This window comes from Bartonella fuyuanensis (genome assembly GCF_014197255.1).
Lineage (GTDB): Bacteria > Pseudomonadota > Alphaproteobacteria > Rhizobiales > Rhizobiaceae > Bartonella > Bartonella fuyuanensis.
Window position 1 is genome coordinate 107,119 of record NZ_JACIFE010000003.1, and the last position, 16,788, is coordinate 123,906.

The 16,788-nt window shown below is 37.5% G+C and carries 10 protein-coding genes, 1 tRNA gene and 1 pseudogene; 4 read left to right on the forward strand and 8 right to left on the reverse strand.

Going from position 1 to position 16,788, the window contains the following annotated elements:
* Positions 1 to 40: 40 nt before the first annotated feature.
* A complete protein-coding gene (locus GGR08_RS02650) occupies positions 41 to 232 on the reverse strand; it encodes a hypothetical protein (RefSeq protein WP_183193853.1) in 192 nt (63 codons plus the stop codon).
* A gap of 1,232 nt (positions 233 to 1,464) precedes the next feature.
* On the opposite strand from GGR08_RS02650, the gene GGR08_RS02660 reads away from it, so the two are divergent.
* On the forward strand, positions 1,465 to 2,286 hold the full coding sequence (locus GGR08_RS02660) for a VIT1/CCC1 transporter family protein (protein ID WP_183193854.1): 822 nt from the start codon (positions 1,465 to 1,467) through the stop codon (positions 2,284 to 2,286).
* Between the two features lie 639 nt (positions 2,287 to 2,925).
* On the forward strand, positions 2,926 to 3,468 hold the full coding sequence (gene dut / locus GGR08_RS02665) for a dUTP diphosphatase (protein WP_183193855.1): 543 nt from the start codon (positions 2,926 to 2,928) through the stop codon (positions 3,466 to 3,468).
* A 460-nt stretch (positions 3,469 to 3,928) separates the two neighbouring features.
* Here dut and GGR08_RS02670 read toward each other — a convergent pair.
* Together GGR08_RS02670 and GGR08_RS02675 are read right to left on the reverse strand one after the other, a co-directional pair.
* Positions 3,929 to 4,381: pseudogene (locus GGR08_RS02670) on the reverse strand (biopolymer transporter ExbD); the annotation flags it as partial.
* The gene (locus GGR08_RS02675) at positions 4,378 to 5,253 is read right to left on the reverse strand and encodes a MotA/TolQ/ExbB proton channel family protein (RefSeq protein WP_183193857.1); all 876 of its coding nucleotides are present in this window, start codon (positions 5,251 to 5,253) and stop codon (positions 4,378 to 4,380) included. The gene GGR08_RS02675 and the pseudogene GGR08_RS02670, both read right to left, overlap by 4 nt.
* 964 nt (positions 5,254 to 6,217) lie before the next feature.
* Between GGR08_RS02675 and GGR08_RS02680 the strand changes: the two genes are divergently transcribed.
* Positions 6,218 to 6,544 carry an ElaB/YgaM/YqjD family protein gene (locus GGR08_RS02680; protein ID WP_183193858.1) on the forward strand — a complete coding sequence of 109 codons (327 nt, stop codon included), beginning with the start codon at positions 6,218 to 6,220 and terminating at the stop codon, positions 6,542 to 6,544.
* A gap of 3 nt (positions 6,545 to 6,547) precedes the next feature.
* Complete coding sequence (locus GGR08_RS02685; RefSeq protein ID WP_183193859.1) at positions 6,548 to 7,000, forward strand: hypothetical protein; 453 nt, start codon at positions 6,548 to 6,550, stop codon at positions 6,998 to 7,000.
* A gap of 835 nt (positions 7,001 to 7,835) precedes the next feature.
* On the opposite strand, the gene GGR08_RS02695 is transcribed toward GGR08_RS02685, so the two are convergent.
* The 5 genes from GGR08_RS02695 to GGR08_RS02715 form a co-directional block, all read right to left on the reverse strand.
* Positions 7,836 to 7,925: transfer RNA gene (locus tag GGR08_RS02695), tRNA-Ser, on the reverse strand.
* A gap of 2,337 nt (positions 7,926 to 10,262) precedes the next feature.
* Positions 10,263 to 11,636, reverse strand: a complete 1,374-nt coding sequence (gene glmM / locus GGR08_RS02700; protein WP_183193860.1) for a phosphoglucosamine mutase — start codon at positions 11,634 to 11,636, stop codon at positions 10,263 to 10,265.
* Positions 11,637 to 12,119: 483 nt separating this feature from the next.
* On the reverse strand, positions 12,120 to 14,288 hold the full coding sequence (gene ftsH, locus GGR08_RS02705) for an ATP-dependent zinc metalloprotease FtsH (RefSeq protein WP_183193861.1): 2,169 nt from the start codon (positions 14,286 to 14,288) through the stop codon (positions 12,120 to 12,122).
* Positions 14,289 to 14,402: 114 nt separating this feature from the next.
* Entirely contained in the window at positions 14,403 to 15,890 is a 1,488-nt protein-coding gene (gene tilS / locus GGR08_RS02710; protein WP_183193862.1) for a tRNA lysidine(34) synthetase TilS, read from the reverse strand.
* An 18-nt stretch (positions 15,891 to 15,908) separates the two neighbouring features.
* A partial coding sequence (locus GGR08_RS02715) for a tol-pal system YbgF family protein (RefSeq protein ID WP_246350098.1) occupies positions 15,909 to 16,788 on the reverse strand: 880 nt, incomplete at its 5' end.

Sequence of the window (16,788 nt, forward strand, 5' to 3'; positions counted from 1 at the left end):
GACGCTCATAGGTTCTCATCTTTTAAACCGTATTCCTAGACTACCACCGTTCCTCAACAAACGAAATCCATATTCTTCCGATCACCCCCATTTTTTTATCAATTGTCAAATTAACATCCCCACCGCCCTTAAAAAATGAAGTTTTTAACCAACACCAATCCATTAATAATCCCCATTGTATGGTAAATTTTGCTTTGCTTCCTCCTCCTGTCCTTAAACTTGGAAGCTTCATTGATAATCCGTGCCTAAGAAGTTCGCAGCTAAAAAAACACACACTAAAAAAACATTTAAATACCTCAAAGAAACTTCCATGGTGTATACCACCACCTCCCCAAAGATCATGTTTTAGGAAATACTAGGATAATATCAGAATACTATCAATTTGACTTTATGTAATATATTGATATATAAGGCTAATTTTTAGCATTATGTCTTTTCAATTAGTCCCCTGAATAACGGAAAGTTTTTTTATTTCAAAGCTTTCCAGGTTGGATCAACTAAAACCATATCTCTTGCGCGTCCTAAGCAGGATGCGTATATGGATAAAAATGATAGAGAAAAGAGCTAAAAATGGCTCTGATGCAGCGTTTTAAGTGCCAAAGGAGCTGTCGTAATATTGGGGAAAATGTGTGATGGTGTTGGCTTGATATTTCATAAACATAAAGATGGCGATACGCCATGGTTTTATCGTTCTCCCATTCATGGGGATCGGTGTAAAATGGGTTTGGGGACCAGATGTTTCTTTAAAAAAAACCGGTGAATAGACAAGCTAATGGCGTTCTGTTTTACCTGAGGTTCGTGATCCTATTATAAATGTCAAGCTGATCTATCAGTCCGATATCATCTTTCCTTGACCACAAAAAACTTCCTGCATATATGATCTTTCTTTTTAATACGCTACTTTTTAATCTAATTTTCCCAATTCATTTTTATCATTTCATCTTCTCTTCTTATTCAGTCAACACGTTAATTTATAATGGTTACTTGCTTTTTTATATTGAATGAAAGATTCCAAAATCGTCATGTTCTTTCTCTTCAAACCTCTTTAATATTGAACCCTGTCTCTTGCACATCACAAGCAGGATTCCCATATAAGAGACGATCGAAAAAAGAAATAAAAATTCCCCTTCAAAGAACCGTCTCAAATTCTAAGAGTTGTTATAGTATTTTGAACAATCGCGATGGTTTATTCCTTTCCATATATTCTCTAGCGCAATTCATTGGAACACTTCCCATTGGAATGCTATACTTCATTGAACCGTCCCTTCAATAAAATAAAGCGCATTATCTCTTAATTTTTTCACCCATCATTCTTCTTAACAAATCTTTTTTTCTTTCTTGATTCCCCAACATTTTTTTCTCACCGCAACCTTTTTGTGATTTTTCAGTTTTTAACTTTTAGATTGACTTTCGGTTTATTTTTCTTATGTTTTAGAATTATTCTAAAGTGTGAAGGAACAAAAAATGTTGAAATGGTTTTTTTCATCGATACCACGTAAGGCTCTGTCCCTTCATTCAGCACAAAAAATGATGATTCGAGCGCTCAAAGCAAAAGAGCACCATGCAGTCTTTTGTTTAAAATATGCAAAAGCTCTAGAATCTTATTCTGCTAAGGAAGCAGCAATTTTTAACACCCTGGGCATCCAAGAGCTTGACAATTATAAGCAACTTTTGTGCAATTTTTGCCATAATCGTGCCCATGCTCGCGGTTCATGGTATGATCGAACTTCTTTTATAAAAAGTTTTATGAAAAGCAAGCCCGTCCATCTCTCTCCGAAAATAACAGCGGAAAATCAGATCATAAAAAAGCCATCAAAAGCGGAAAAACAAACACTTTTGACATGGATTCAACCAGGTCTTGCAGGGTTAATGGATGGCTCTGTCTCTACCCTTTCCCCTATCTTTGCCGCAGCTTTTGCCACAGGAGATACGCATCAAACTTTTTTGATAGGGCTCTCAGCTTCTGTTGGCGCGGGACTTTCAATGGGCTTCACAGAAGCAGCTCATGATGACGGCAAATTATCAGGGCGTGGTTCACCCTTAAAGAGAGGACTTGCTAGCGGCATTATGACAGCCTTAGGAGGATTAGGCCATACGCTTCCTTATTTGATCAACTCTTTTTACCTAGCGACAATTATTGCCTTTATTGTTGTTTTTTTCGAACTAGGCGTCATTGTCTGGATCCAGAACAAATTCATGTCAACGCCTTTTTGGCGTGCTTCTTTACAAGTCATTATTGGTGGTGCATTGGTTTTTGCCACGGGTATTCTTATCGGCAGTATTTAAGAAATCTTATCCGTCACCCATAATTTAGATCTCTAAGAAATCGACATCTCTTTTAGCGGAAGATTAAATCATCCATAGAGATATCTATTAGGTTGCAGCTTCAACACTTGTTTTAAAAAGAGCGATTTCTCAACACATCCACAACCCTTTCACAACGGCATTCCTGAATGATATTTAACGATAAATCTATTGAGCATCTCCATTAAACTTGTGAAGAAGCAGGCTAGCACTATTACACATTTTTCCAGTCCTCCTATTGCCAACACTCCTAAGCCCTTGAAACAGTTCATCATAAGCGTTTTTACTCCTTCTTTGTCCAGTGACATGCCGCACATCTTTCTTCACCACCGTCTTTCTTCACTTATCATGTGCAAAAGATATGGTTTTGATTGATTCAACATAGAGAGAATTCTACAATATTCAGAACTCTCATTGAACGAAGAAAACAATAAATTATTATAAATCAGTATGTTGATATTATTTTGCATACCATTTATGATGCTTTGAGATTCAGCAAGAAATAAAACAAGCTCTGGGGATAACATCTATCAACAAGCTTTTATCGACTTGTTTTATGGATATCTTTTGTTAAAGTGTCATTTGTTTTTCTAGACCTCATCTTTTGGAAATACCGTAATCATGCTGCACACTAAAACCAACGCACCTCTAAGCAAGCAAGACAATTCTGTCTCTTCTCAACCTTCACAGGCCGTGACTTTATCGGTTCAATATCTTGCACACGGACAAGGCCTAGAGCTTCCTTACTATGCGACAGCTGGTTCTGCTGGTCTTGATCTACGCGCAGCAATTGGCGAAGGAGAAACACTCACCCTTGCACCTGGTCAGCGTGCACTTATTCCAACAGGTCTCATCTTTCATTTATCACCAGGCTATGAAGCACAAATACGTCCTCGCTCAGGCTTAGCCTTAAAGCACGGCATCACATGCCTTAACACACCTGGGACAATTGATAGTGATTACCGCGGAGAAGTTAAAGTCCTTCTTATCAATTGTGGTCAAGAAGACTTTTCCATCCAGCGGGGAATGCGTATTGCACAAACAGTTATCTCACCCGTTATTCAAGTCAATGTTTGTGCCATTGAACCAAAACAAAAAGACAGCACCCAAAACCATATAGAAAGCCGTGGAACAGGAGGTTTTGGTTCAACGGGCCACAACTAAGAAGCTCTAAAATCGCTATTCTTAAAGCAACCACACCGTGCTTCTTTGCATTAGACAAAATTTTGTTATCACCCGATATTTTCTCGTATCCCTTCCCCTCCAAAACAAAAGCATTGGGATGAACTATTGAGCGCTCACACACTACTTATAAAATCTATAGTTTCTACATCACATTGATTTATAAAAATAATTCATTATTTACAGCTTTAACGAGCAATCCAATTACCCTAAATTTCTCTCATTTCGAATCTATTTATATTGCATCCATCAAAAACATGTCTTTTGCAAATTTCAAGGCACGGCTAACGTTCGAGATAAAAACAGAAAAAGACTAAAAAACCTCTTCTGAACACGCCCATGAAAGCTGTAGAACATTGGAGACCCGTAAAGATGCAAAGAGTATGATAATGCTAAATGGCAGAGCCAACGACAAACAACAACCACATCTGCTATTTTATTTATTCACCACCCCTTTTGAAGCAAGTGCAGGAGAGTTTTGCAATCCGACAAGACCGATTTTACGATATCCAGCCATGCGTATTTGATTTAATAAATCCACCACAATCCCATAATTAATTTCGTTATCCGCTTTGATTAAAATTTTTGTTTCTAAATTTTGCTTGGTTTCCTTCAGCAAAGCTTCTCTCACAGCGATCAACTCTACAAGATGATCCCCAACGTAAAGAGAATGATCTTTTTGCAAAGTAACATAAAGAGGCTCATCAGGCTGAATCACCGAAGGGGCTTGAATAATAGAAGGAAGCTGAACAGGAATAACAGACGTTGCTAAAGGAGCAGCCACCATAAAAACAATAAGCAATACCAACACAACATCAATAAAAGGGGTTACATTGATTTCGCTTTGCACCCCGCTCTCCTCTGTATCCCAATCATTATTAAAGCTTGCTTTCATTTTTTATGACTTTTCTGTTGTCTTTGTTTATCCAGCTCACGGCTTAAGAGCCTTTCAAGAGCAGCCGCGATATCGCCTAAATCACTGCGATAACCATTCAACGAACGCATAAAGCTATTATACATAACAACGGCAGGAATAGCCACAAAAAGCCCTATAGCTGTTGCGAATAAGGCCTCAGCAATTCCAGGAGCAACGACATCGAGTCGCGTTGTTTGGGATTGAGCAATCCCAATAAAAGAATTCATAATTCCCCACACTGTTGCAAAAAGACCAATAAAAGGAGCAATTGCTCCAATGGTTGCAAGAACAGTGCTTCCACATGCAACACGGCGTGTAGCAGCCAATAAACAACGCGATAAAAGTGAATGAACCCTTTCTTTTAAACCTTCATGCATATCGGGAACATTAACACCGCGGGAAGCATCTCCATATTGATCACTCTCTTCATAAAAGAGAATATCCTCAAGCGTTTGTGCACTTTCTCTTGAACTACTTCTTTCACCAAAGTTTTCACTTATTCCCTCAGGAACAGCAAAATGAACCTGCTGTGTAGAAAGATATACCTCCTTAAGGACTTCTTTGAGAAAAAACACACCAGCACCTTTGCTTTCTTTCAAACTAGCGGCTAAACGAGCGAGAGTCTGAGCGTTAAGAATCAATTGCAGTTCAAAACGCACTCTTCGTTTTGCCAAAGTGAGCTCAATAATTTTTACAAAAGCAATTGTCCACGACATAAGAGAAGCAAGCAACAAAATAATGATAACAGCTTTCACCACCCAATCAGCAGCTATAAACATAGAAAAAGGAGAAAAATCATGTGCTGTCAATGCAGCAGACATATTATCTAATGATACTGTTTCAGATTCCATTTTTGTCTCACACTTGTGGGCCTCGCTTTTTTACAGCTAGGACTGTCACTCCGCATAGCATCTTTGTTCCACAATGCCACTTCCCTTTTAACGTCACTTTCGCCTTCCTCTTAAGAAAGAAAACTTGATAAATCAAATATAGTTTTATTCTCCAAGCTCTCTCTTAATTTTAGGGAGAGCACCCAAGTAATTTTTCTCTAACAATTCAACAAGTTTATCTGACTCAAATCGATTTATTGCATAAATTTGGCAAAATGATAGACTTGCAAGAAATATTTCATATAATCTTTTAATTTAAAGAATAACGTACGACATTTCTACTTACAACACATTGACTTATAAGAATAATTCATCGTCATTCCTGTTGAATGCATCTCTCATATTATAAGCTTCTTTTATTTTAGCTGCTCTTTTGGATCAAACAAAATATTTTCTTTCACGGAATAGGCATCAAAGACGTGATACATTTTTTAAAAAGAACGAACGCAATATTTTAAACCAATCCAGAATATAGGAATTCTTGTTTAGGTGCCAAATGCATAGAAAAAAGAACAGAAATATTCTTTTTTCTTCCCTTCTTCAAAACATAAAAATAGCATTACTTCTCCCCCACAAAATCGTACCAAGCATGCTTTTTTACCTATCACAAATCTAAAGAACCAGTCTCAATGTGCTTCTTTCAAGAGCCTTTTATAGAAAACGCCCCCCTAAAAGCTAGAGCATGGTCATAAAGTCCTTTAAAAGCATAAGCCAATTTTCAAGAGATAGGATTCTTTACAGACAAACCATATCATAATGGATGCAATTTATTTTATCAAAAACGGTTTTAAATTGGCCAAAATGAAGGGAACAAAAAAAAACTTTTGACGTTACCTAAACAGTGAAAATTTTCACTCCAATACAAATAATCACTATGAACACATCAATACAAATATAATGAATCAGTAGAGAGGAAAAGAACATCATGGCTAATAATAAAACAACACAGCACAATAAAACAGCTACAGAAAAAGACCTACAAGGACAATTAGAAAAATTACGCAATGAAATTTCAGGGATTACCTCAACACTAACAGATCTTGGAACAAACAAATTCAACACTGCCAAAGACAAAGCGGAAAAACTGTATCACTCAGCAAAAGAAAGTGGTGAAGACATAATGTCTCAAGCAAAAGACAAAATTAGTGATCTTGAACAAACCATAAACCAATGCGTTCGCAAAAATCCTGGTAAAAGCGTTCTGTTTGCAGCAGGTGCTGGTTTTGTTCTTTCTCAATTACTGCGTCGTTAAGCAATGCATAAGTTTATCGCTCCTCTTTTAAACCATCTTGTCGGTGGAGGGCTGAAAAGCACTGTCAAGCAAATACGCCTTCAAGCGATTTGCTGTGGGCTTATGGGCATTTCATTTTTCATGTCTTTGCTTTTTTTATGTATCATTGGTTTTATTGCACTATGTTCTGTTACGAAACCTCTTGTTGCTGCCGGTATAATGTTTTTAATTTGGCTTTTTCTTGCAGGATTAGGTCTTATTATCAGCCGTGTACTCAAGGCTTATCAACGCTATCACCAACAAAAAAAGACAGAAGAACAACACCACAAACTGATAACAGATGCAACCGTTTCCAGTCTTGCAGTTTTGAGTCAACATCTGCCTTTTGTCAAATTGAGTGTTCCCATTCTCGGGTTTGCAACTTATTTTTTGTGGAAAAAAGGTAAAAAAGACCGCTTTTCAGATTTAAATATGTAAAGCTTCTGCTCTGAATCCTTTTAAAGTGCTTTCTATAAAGAAAGCACTTTTTTCTTTATTTTTTGGCCTTTTCAACGGTTTAAGAAGAAATTTCCTACATTTTAGCTAAAAATATCATGGGAGCAATTAAATCTCTTTCAGATTGCAATCCATGTTTCATAAACATAAGAGTATTTTTTAGGAATAGCTTTTGACCAGTTAAAATCTTGTTTATGAACTGATAGAATCAAAGGCAACATAGACCTCTTTTTAAAGAGACCTGTTTTAACGCTTCCAAGCCCATTTCACGCTGCCAACCATGAATGCTATACCACCAAAGATCCATTGAGCAGTCCCATCTTTCTGCTTATGGAGAAGCAAATCAGCGCCATCACGCACTTTTCTAACTTCTAATATTAGCCTATAGCTCTTGCTACTTAAGACGGTTGACAAGAGCCATTTTAATCTTTTTTAAGTTTTTTTATCCACACGCTTCTCCTACTTGTAACGAACAAACAAATAGTTTTGGTTGATTCAACATACACAGGTTGGGAATGAGAAAATTTTACGATATTCGGAACTCTCCTGCACTATACAAAATAGTTAATTATCATTATACATCAATGTCTTGTATCTTAATTAAAGCAAGTTTAAATGCTGATATCGCAGAAAGTAAGCGCGGATATTTCCCTGCCGCATTTTAAGGAATTTGTGCTGGAAAAGAAGGCATTTTGGCTTTGAGATGAATTTGGGAGTGAAGATGGATTTTTGTTGCAAGGAGATGAAACGCGCTTAGCAGAAATCACAAGGCCACAGCAAGCAGCAATCAATAAGCTATAGCATGATGAGAGTGCTATGGCGGAGGGGGTGGGATTCGAACCCACGGTACAGTTTCCTGCACGCCGGTTTTCAAGACCGGTGCCTTAAACCGCTCGGCCACCCCTCCAAACTGGATATGTTTTTTGACAAACTTCTTGCCAAAGGTCAATCATTTTAACACGCATTTTAAAGTATTTTTTGTAAAACTATTTAATTTTCAATTAAAATCCCCCCCTCACAAGCTGATTCTTTGAGCGTAATTCCTAATATTTCATGATAATTCTTTTTGAAAAAAATGAAAGATAAATATGATATTTATCATTTTGTTTTCCTGTCTAAAAGTTTTTCACAAAGCAATATTTTTCTTTTTTAGTTTTAATGCGTTTTCGTAACGATAAGACATATTCAGAAGAAAATTTTTGATAAATTATCTTCAATTCTTTGTGGACATATATTTTCGAAGTATGTTGCCCTTTCAGATAATTATGCTATCGGGATCGTTCATCTAGTGCCAAAAGAATATGTTGTGACTCTGATATTTTATGGAAGATAAATTTGGAAGAGTTGCCTACACACTCAAGAATATTCAAGATAAGTTTGTATTGAAGTTAAATTGAATACGATTTGATAAGAAAGATTTTTAAAAGATTTTAATTTTTTAATAAAATATTGAAATATTTACTACAGATAAGGCATCTCTTGAAGCGAATCGCTGACGTGCAATCACCGAGAAAAGTTAGAAAATTCAGCTAAAATTACAATGGAATGTTTATTGACAAACAGTGATTTATGTTATTTGGATAAAATTTTATACGACATTTGCGTTGATAGTTTAAAATTTTTTTAGAGATAACTGGAAATGAGCGATATTTATAATGCTTTTTCTCATAAGCATCATGCAAAGTTTCGTAAGATATTAATAAAAATATTGAAAATATACTTTTTTGCTTTTGCTTATTCGTAAACCAGTTCATTATTTTAACAGAATTTATAGCCGGGATCAGCCTTTTTGTGTAATTCATTCTTTTGGGGATACACCGCACTTAAACTGCTCCGACAGCCCAACTCCGTCGCAAATTTCATTTCAAATATGCCGCAGCACTAAATGTAGCTGTTAATTGACAGGCAGTAGAAAAAGCAAGAGCTTTCTTAGGTAAACAAGGCTATAAAACATAAATATCCTAGAGCTATAGATTGGCGAGATATACTAACTTTTTATAAAATACTCTGCCAAACATCAACAAGCTTTGCATTTACTTCTCGTTACCGGAATTCGTCCAAATCACTTGCACCCTATTCGTGAAGATGAGAGTGATGAGATATATGGGTAATCCTTGCTGAAAATATGAAAGGAAAGCGGGCTGCTCCACCAGAATTTCGTGTCCCTTTATCACCAGAAGCATTGAAAATTTTAAACAAGCGCACTTGTTTTCTCACAATAATTTCTTTTTTCAGCAATCAATCGAAGTACTCTTGTAACAACAGATTAATTTATCGTTACTCAGATTGAATTAGAATCCTGAACAATATAGAATTTTCTCATTTCAAATCTATTCTATGTTGAATCAATCAAAATCACTTGCTCGCACACCACAAACGGTGCTGGCGTGTGGGTAAAAGCTGCACAAGAAAGGACTAAAATGCTCTTATGAACCGTCTTAAGTGCCAAGAGCTGCCGCAAAATTTGGAACTAGCAAAGCATATGATAATGCCGACTTGCTAAGAAATGTCTGTTAAGGTCTATGCAACAAGCTAAACTAAACGCACACTCTCATAATTTTCACTCTAGTTCCCATGCTTGACTCGCAGAAACAACCAATACCCTTTATAAGGTTGCAGAAACCATTCTAGATCATCGGAAGAAAACAAAATAGAACATGCTTCTCATTGACCTGTCTCCTTAGAATAGCGTCGTGTTTCTATGATTAAATGGATTCCTTATATCACAGATCAAATATAAAAGATGCAATACCTACCCCATCGTCTGTAGATAAGTTTATCTCTTTTTTCTTTCATTATTTCTCAATAAGATTCATAAATTATCACATCAGAAATTATAGAATAAGGTATTGTTTTATATAAATAAAATATCTTTTTAAATGAATCAAAATATGGTTAATAAATGCTTATGATTTGTTTCTATTTTTTGATAGGAAAAGGATTTTATTACGACAGAAAACGATATTTTTACCAAACCATAAAAATGCAATCCAACATAGCACCTGAATGGCCCTATATTTTCTCCATAAAATTGTGATGAGAAGAACTCTTAGTGCAAAGCCATATAAGGAGCAATTTATTATTGCTTCTGAAGGAGAACCCTCTATCGTAGCGAATGGCTTTCTTTAGTAAGATTACCTACCTGAAATCTCCAAATCTGCAAATATTCTCCTTATTCCAACACTTAAGCTTAACAGCAAACATCTTTTTTCAAAAGATTATCAATTGCTTACCCTTATAACCTTTAAGATTCCTCAAGTGCAGTCCCTACGCATGCATCATGATGCGTAATAACATGCATCAACTCTGTCACAACTGTATCCAACAGTTCTCGTGCATCACCTTCAGCCATAAGGCGGATAACTGGCTCAGTTCCAGAAGCACGAATCACCAACCGTGCTTTTTCCCCTAACTGTTTCTTTGCTTGATCGACTGCTGTTTTAACTGGACTTTTTTTCAGGATATTTTTATTTTTAACTGTTACATTTTTTAAAACTTGCGGCACAGGCTCAAACCGTTTACATAATTGGCTCATAGGGCTTTGGCTTTCCTTCATACAGGCTAAAACCTGCAATGCAGCCACTAAACCATCACCAGTTGTACCAAAATCACTCAACACGATATGCCCAGAAACTTCACCACCAACATTATATCCCTTTTGGCGCATGGCATCAACAACATAGCGATCGCCAACATTTGTCCTTACGAGATGCAATCCTTTTCCGTTCAAGAAACGCTCTAATCCAAGATTTGACATAATGGTTGTGACAACACCTTCGCACCGTAATCGTCCCATTTTATGCCAATTTTCAGCAATTACAGCAATCAACTGATCACCATCAATTGTTTGTGCTTTTTCATCAACAATGAGAACACGATCTCCATCTCCATCAAGAGCAATTCCCACATCAGCACGCACTTCATGCACTTTTCGTTTTAAAGAATTTAAATCAGTTGATCCACATTTTTGATTAATATTGGTCCCATTGGGCTCATCATGAATAGCAAAAACCTCAGCCCCCAATTCCCATAACGCACGGGGGGCAGCTTTATAAGCAGCCCCATTGGCACAATCCACAACAATACGCAAAGCATCTAAGCGCACATCACGTGGCAAAGTTCGCTTGGCATATTCAATATAACGATAAATATCCCCCTCAACTCGCTTTGCATAACCAATTTCGGCAGAACTTGCTAAAGACTTTGAAAGATCTGTATCGATTAATTGTTCAATTTTCGTTTCCATATCATCTGAAAGTTTAAAACCATCAGGACCAAAAAGTTTAATTCCATTATCATAAAAAGGATTATGAGAAGCAGAAATCATCACACCAAGATCCGCGCGTAAAGAACGACAAAGCATTGCAACCGCAGGTGTTGGCACTGGCCCCAATAAAAAAGCTTCCATTCCCGCCGCTGTTAATCCTGAAACCAAAGCGTTTTCCAACATATAACCAGATAATCGTGTATCCTTGCCAATCACGACACGATGCGATTGATGTTGTGAACGGAATAAAACCCCAACAGCCATCCCCACCTTCATGGCAAAATCGGGTGTCATGGGAAATGAATTGGCTTTCCCCCGAATTCCATCTGTACCAAAATATTTTTGCACCATACGTCTTTCCTTTAATAGATACCTCTAACCTTAGTTCTTCTCTAAAATCCTAACAGCGCTCTTAGGACAATAGCCCTTCTTCTTCCTAGAAATGAGATATTTTACTAAACCTTCATTTTTTTAAACAATCAAAGACCCTAACTCTATTCGCCATTTAGAACACATCTCATAAAACCGCTCTCTCCCCATTCTGTTACATTCTTCCTCTAGAAAGCTATATTATTTTCTAAAAAGGCTTTACCCAGAATACCTTCTTGCAAACAACTAAAGGTTAATCTCATACTTTATAAATCCGCAAAGTAACAAACCACCTTGCCTTGTATTTTACTAAGCCTTTCCAACACAACGTCTTTGCCTGATTTTTTGTTTTCATCTTTCTGCAAACATTACATTGAAGGCGCAAGCTTAGCTTGCGCCTTTCCCAAAGAATTTTTCTGAGAAATTTCCCCAAAACATGATCACTTAATCATTATTAAAAGGCTCTTATTTTTCCTTATCATGTCCGGCAATATTCGACTTTTTTTCATCACTGCCTTTACTTTTAGAGCGATTGACTAATTTTGTGCTAGCTTGTGTATTTTGCGTTTTTTTCTGACTCCCCTCCTCTTGCACGTTTTTAAGCTCGACTTTTTTAGGCTCAAACTCTCTAGATTTTTCGATTTTTTGTTCTACAGTTCCCTCTGCTTTGTTTTTTTTGCGTTTATCGGTCTCTGCTTTATGGGGCATTGTTTTAGATGCTATTTCATTATTTTTCTCATTTTTCACAGGTATTTCCACCCTCCCGGTTCCAGTTTTTGGAACAGAGGAAACCCTTAGCGTAACACTCTCATCTTTCTGTGTGCGTGAAGGAAGCTTTCCTGCAATGACTTCGTTAATTTCAGCTCCTGTCAAAGTCTCATATTCCAACAAACCTTGTGCTAAAGCAAACCATTCTTTCTTTTTTGTTTTCAAAATATTGGTAGCATTTTTATAGGCATCATCAATAAGTTTACGCACTTCCATATCAATCATGCGGGCTGTTTCTTCAGAGACATTTTGTGTTCGCGCAACAGAATGACCTAAAAAGACTTCATCTTGGTTATCGCCATAAGCAACATTTCCAAGAAGATCAGAAAACCCCCATCGTGTGATCATTGCACGAGCTAATTTAGTTGCTTGTTCAATATCAGAAGAAGCACCGGATGTAATATTTTCCTTTCCAAACTTCAATTCTTCAGCCACACGTCCACCCATCATAATCGCCAAACGAGAAATCATCCACCGATAACTCATAGAATAGCGATCACCTTCAGGCAATTGCATCACCATTCCCAATGCTCTTCCTCTTGGTACGATTGTCGCTTTGTGGACAGGATCAGCAACTGGCACATTAAGAGCCACAATAGCATGCCCGGCTTCATGATAAGCGGTGAGTTCTTTTTCCTCTTGTGTCATAGCGGTTGAGCGACGTTCAGCTCCCATCATGACCTTATCTTTGGCATCTTCGAATTCTTGCATTGTTACGACTCTTTTATTACGGCTCGCAGCCATAAGAGCAGCTTCATTTACCAGATTCATCAGATCGGCCCCGGAAAATCCTGGGGTTCCCCTTGCCAAAATTTTCAGATCAACATTAGGCGCTAAAGGAACATTGCGCACATGCACTTTCAAGATTTGTTCACGTCCAGAAACATCAGGGTTTGGTACAACCACTTGCCGATCAAAACGCCCTGGTCTCAATAAAGCAGGATCAAGGACATCAGGACGGTTTGTTGCCGCAATCAGAATAATACTTTCATTAGGCTCAAATCCATCCATTTCAACAAGCAACTGATTTAAGGTCTGCTCGCGCTCATCATTTCCACCGCCTAATCCAGCACCCCGATGGCGTCCAACAGCATCGATTTCATCGATAAAGATAATACAAGGCGCATTTTTTTTAGCCTGTTCGAACATATCGCGGACACGGCTCGCCCCAACACCTACAAACATTTCAACAAAATCAGATCCTGAAATGGTGAAGAATGGCACATTGGCTTCACCTGCCACAGAACGCGCTAGCAAAGTTTTACCAGTTCCTGGAGGTCCAACAAGCAAAACACCGCGTGGAATACGTCCGCCTAAGCGTTGGAATTTTTGTGGTTCACGTAAAAATTCAACAATTTCCTGAAGATCTTGTTTTGCTTCTTCAACACCAGCCACATCTTTAAAGGTCACACGTCCTTGCGCTTCATTAAGCAATCTTGCTTTTGATTTCCCAAATCCCATTGCGCCGCGTGATCCATTTTGCATTTGTCGCATAAAAAATACCCACGCTCCCACGATAATAATCACAGGCAACAAGGAAAAGAGAAGATTGAGGAAAATGCTATTTCCAGAACTTTCAGGAATAGCTTTAACATTTACGTTTTTGCTTTCCAATTTTTGTATCAGACCCGGATCCCGTGGAGCATAGGTTGAAATAGCTCGATGCTCAACGGTTTGTCCTGTTAACTTTTGACCTTGAATAGTTACAGATTTCAATTCATTATTCTCAATTTTTCGTAAAAACTCAGAATAAGAGACTTCTCCACCACCAGAACGCTGACTATCCCCATTAAAGAAAGAAAACGACACAATCAAAATCAAGGCAATAACTCCCCAAATGAGGAGAGAGCGATAATTGGAATTCATATTCAGCCCACTTAATCAAATATAGATTTTAAACAATTCTCCTTAACATATAACCTTGTTATCCCCTTGCCAAGGGATGAGAAGCTGTTTATTCTCTTTTAGAGTGATTTTTCTTTATCTTTTCACCTCAATATTAAAAAAAGGCGCCACAACATTCACCAGCGCAGCATCTTCGCGTGAGGAAAGCCAATCAAAAGGCGCCATAATCCGCTTGATGATCACATTTTTATGAACAATCGCTTGAGAAATCAACTCTGGAATATCATTCCCTTTATCATTTGAAATCATCAGCAGCGATTGTAAAGAGGGAAAATGAAGTTTTTTAAGATCAAAATGGCTTTTTTTAACTAAAGATTTCAGCTGTTCTAAATTTGCTGCCCCAACCTTTATAGCCTCAGATCCATGATTTGTAATTTGATAGCGCCCATCCCATATAAAAGTTTTGTTTGGCTCTACGATAGCCTCTTTCATATTTCGAGATTCACGCCACAAAGAAATTCCATTTTTGTTATATTCAACGACAGATCCAGCATAAGTAAAACGCCGTTTTTCTAGAGAATGAAAACAGAGTTTTTGAACAAGTGTGTTTAATTTTTGACGAGGGAGCAAATAGAATCTTCCCCCCATCAACACCGCAAAGAGTCCTACAACGAAAGGAAAACTAGAATGTTTCTGTAAAAATGGTGCAGGCTTTACTATAAAGCAGCGCCCATGTTGAACAGTAATATCCAGCGCTAAAATTAAATTGGCAATATCTTGCGCTTGTTGACGACGTTGCAATGCAGCTTCATTTATTTTTTTAGCAATATCAGCAAACTTTTCGGGATGAAGAGAATAACGCACACGCACGCGTTCAAAATTGCGATCTTCATTGGTTGGATCATCAATCCATGTTTTCCCTTGTAAGCGTAAATAAGTCCGTAATGTTTGGCGTTTTACGCTAAGGAGTGGCCGAATCAAACGCACTTTTCTATGCAACAATGCCTCACGCGGAATACATGATAAACCACGCTCATAGAGAGATGCATAGCTTTTTTCAGCAATATTTATTCTTGTTTCTCTGGCATGATCTTTCTCATGCACGCCTCCAATTTCACCGTGCAAGGCACCAACAAAATCTCTCGCATAAACCTTATTCCACAGACCACCGACTTCACCATGCACAATATTTTTACTTTTTTGGAGACGCTGATATCGCATTTGATAGGTTTCAACCTGATCATTGAGTGTATGCCCCGTCATAATAAGTGATGCACCTTGCTTTTGTGCCTCTTTCACTAAGAGATCATAACGCGCCACACGAGCGCTAGAAGCAATATGTGTTTTTGGTTTTTCACCTTCCCATCGCACAATGATATGCTTAACGCGATGACCCTGACAAATCTCTGCAACAATTTCTGCTTCACGTGCTGATTCTCTACGCAATTGATGATCAACAGTTACAGCAATCATTTCAGGAGAAACAGAGAGAGTTTCCAAATACTCTTTGACTAAAAACATCAAAGCCAACGAATCACTCCCCCCTGAAACCGCAAGAATCAACTTTTGACACTGAATAAAATCTGATGTTTTAAAGAGATTTCTTGCCAGTCTAACGCACACTGAAAAAGACCTAACTACTTATTTAAGAGGTTTACAAAACACAGATTCTAACCTTTGCTGACGTTTTGATTTTTTTGCAAACAGAGCACAATCTTCTTTATTCACCTCAAGAGCAACCATACTTCTTGCTAATTTTAGCAAAATTTCAGAGGTATAGAGCTTCTTTTTATCTGCATACCATGCACTAAGATAGACTTGTGCTGCTTCATGATAGCGTTTTTGCCCCAATAAAGATTCTGCCAACCAAAATAAAGCATCATTACTCAAAGGATTTTTTTTGTAACGATTTTGAAAAGTACAAAAGGCTTTTTCAGCTTCAACATAGTTGGTGGAACGAATAAAATCATAACCTTCTTTATATAAAGTTTTCGAAGGAGAAAGAATTCCATCTACACGACGTGCTTCACTATGAACATTTACATCAGGCGCTTTTTTTAAATGATCCTTTATTTCCTTCACATCTTTATGACTTTTTTTCAACTGTTTACTGTTTTCATGGTCACGGCTTCCCACCTTAAGCTTCACAGCAGAACCCTTTGTCTGCTCACCCGTCCCATCCTTCTGCACCATCTCTTTTTTCACAGTCTGAGATTTTTCATCCAAAGCAGCCTCTTTAAAGGAACAAGAATAAACAGAAGAATCCTTCTTATCAAAAAGCAGATGAAACTGCTTTTTGATATTTTGCAAATTATTATGCTCAAGCACCACTCGTATCTTATGCAAAAGTTTATCTAAATCATAATCTTTAAATAAAATCTGTTGATTCTCTAAAATAATTCCTTTGTATCCTACAACCTCCGAAGCTTTCTCCACAGCATCAGAGGCTGATTTATCAACGGAATCTGACGCTTTCTCCACAGCATCAGAGGCTGATTTATCAACGGAATCTGACGCTTTC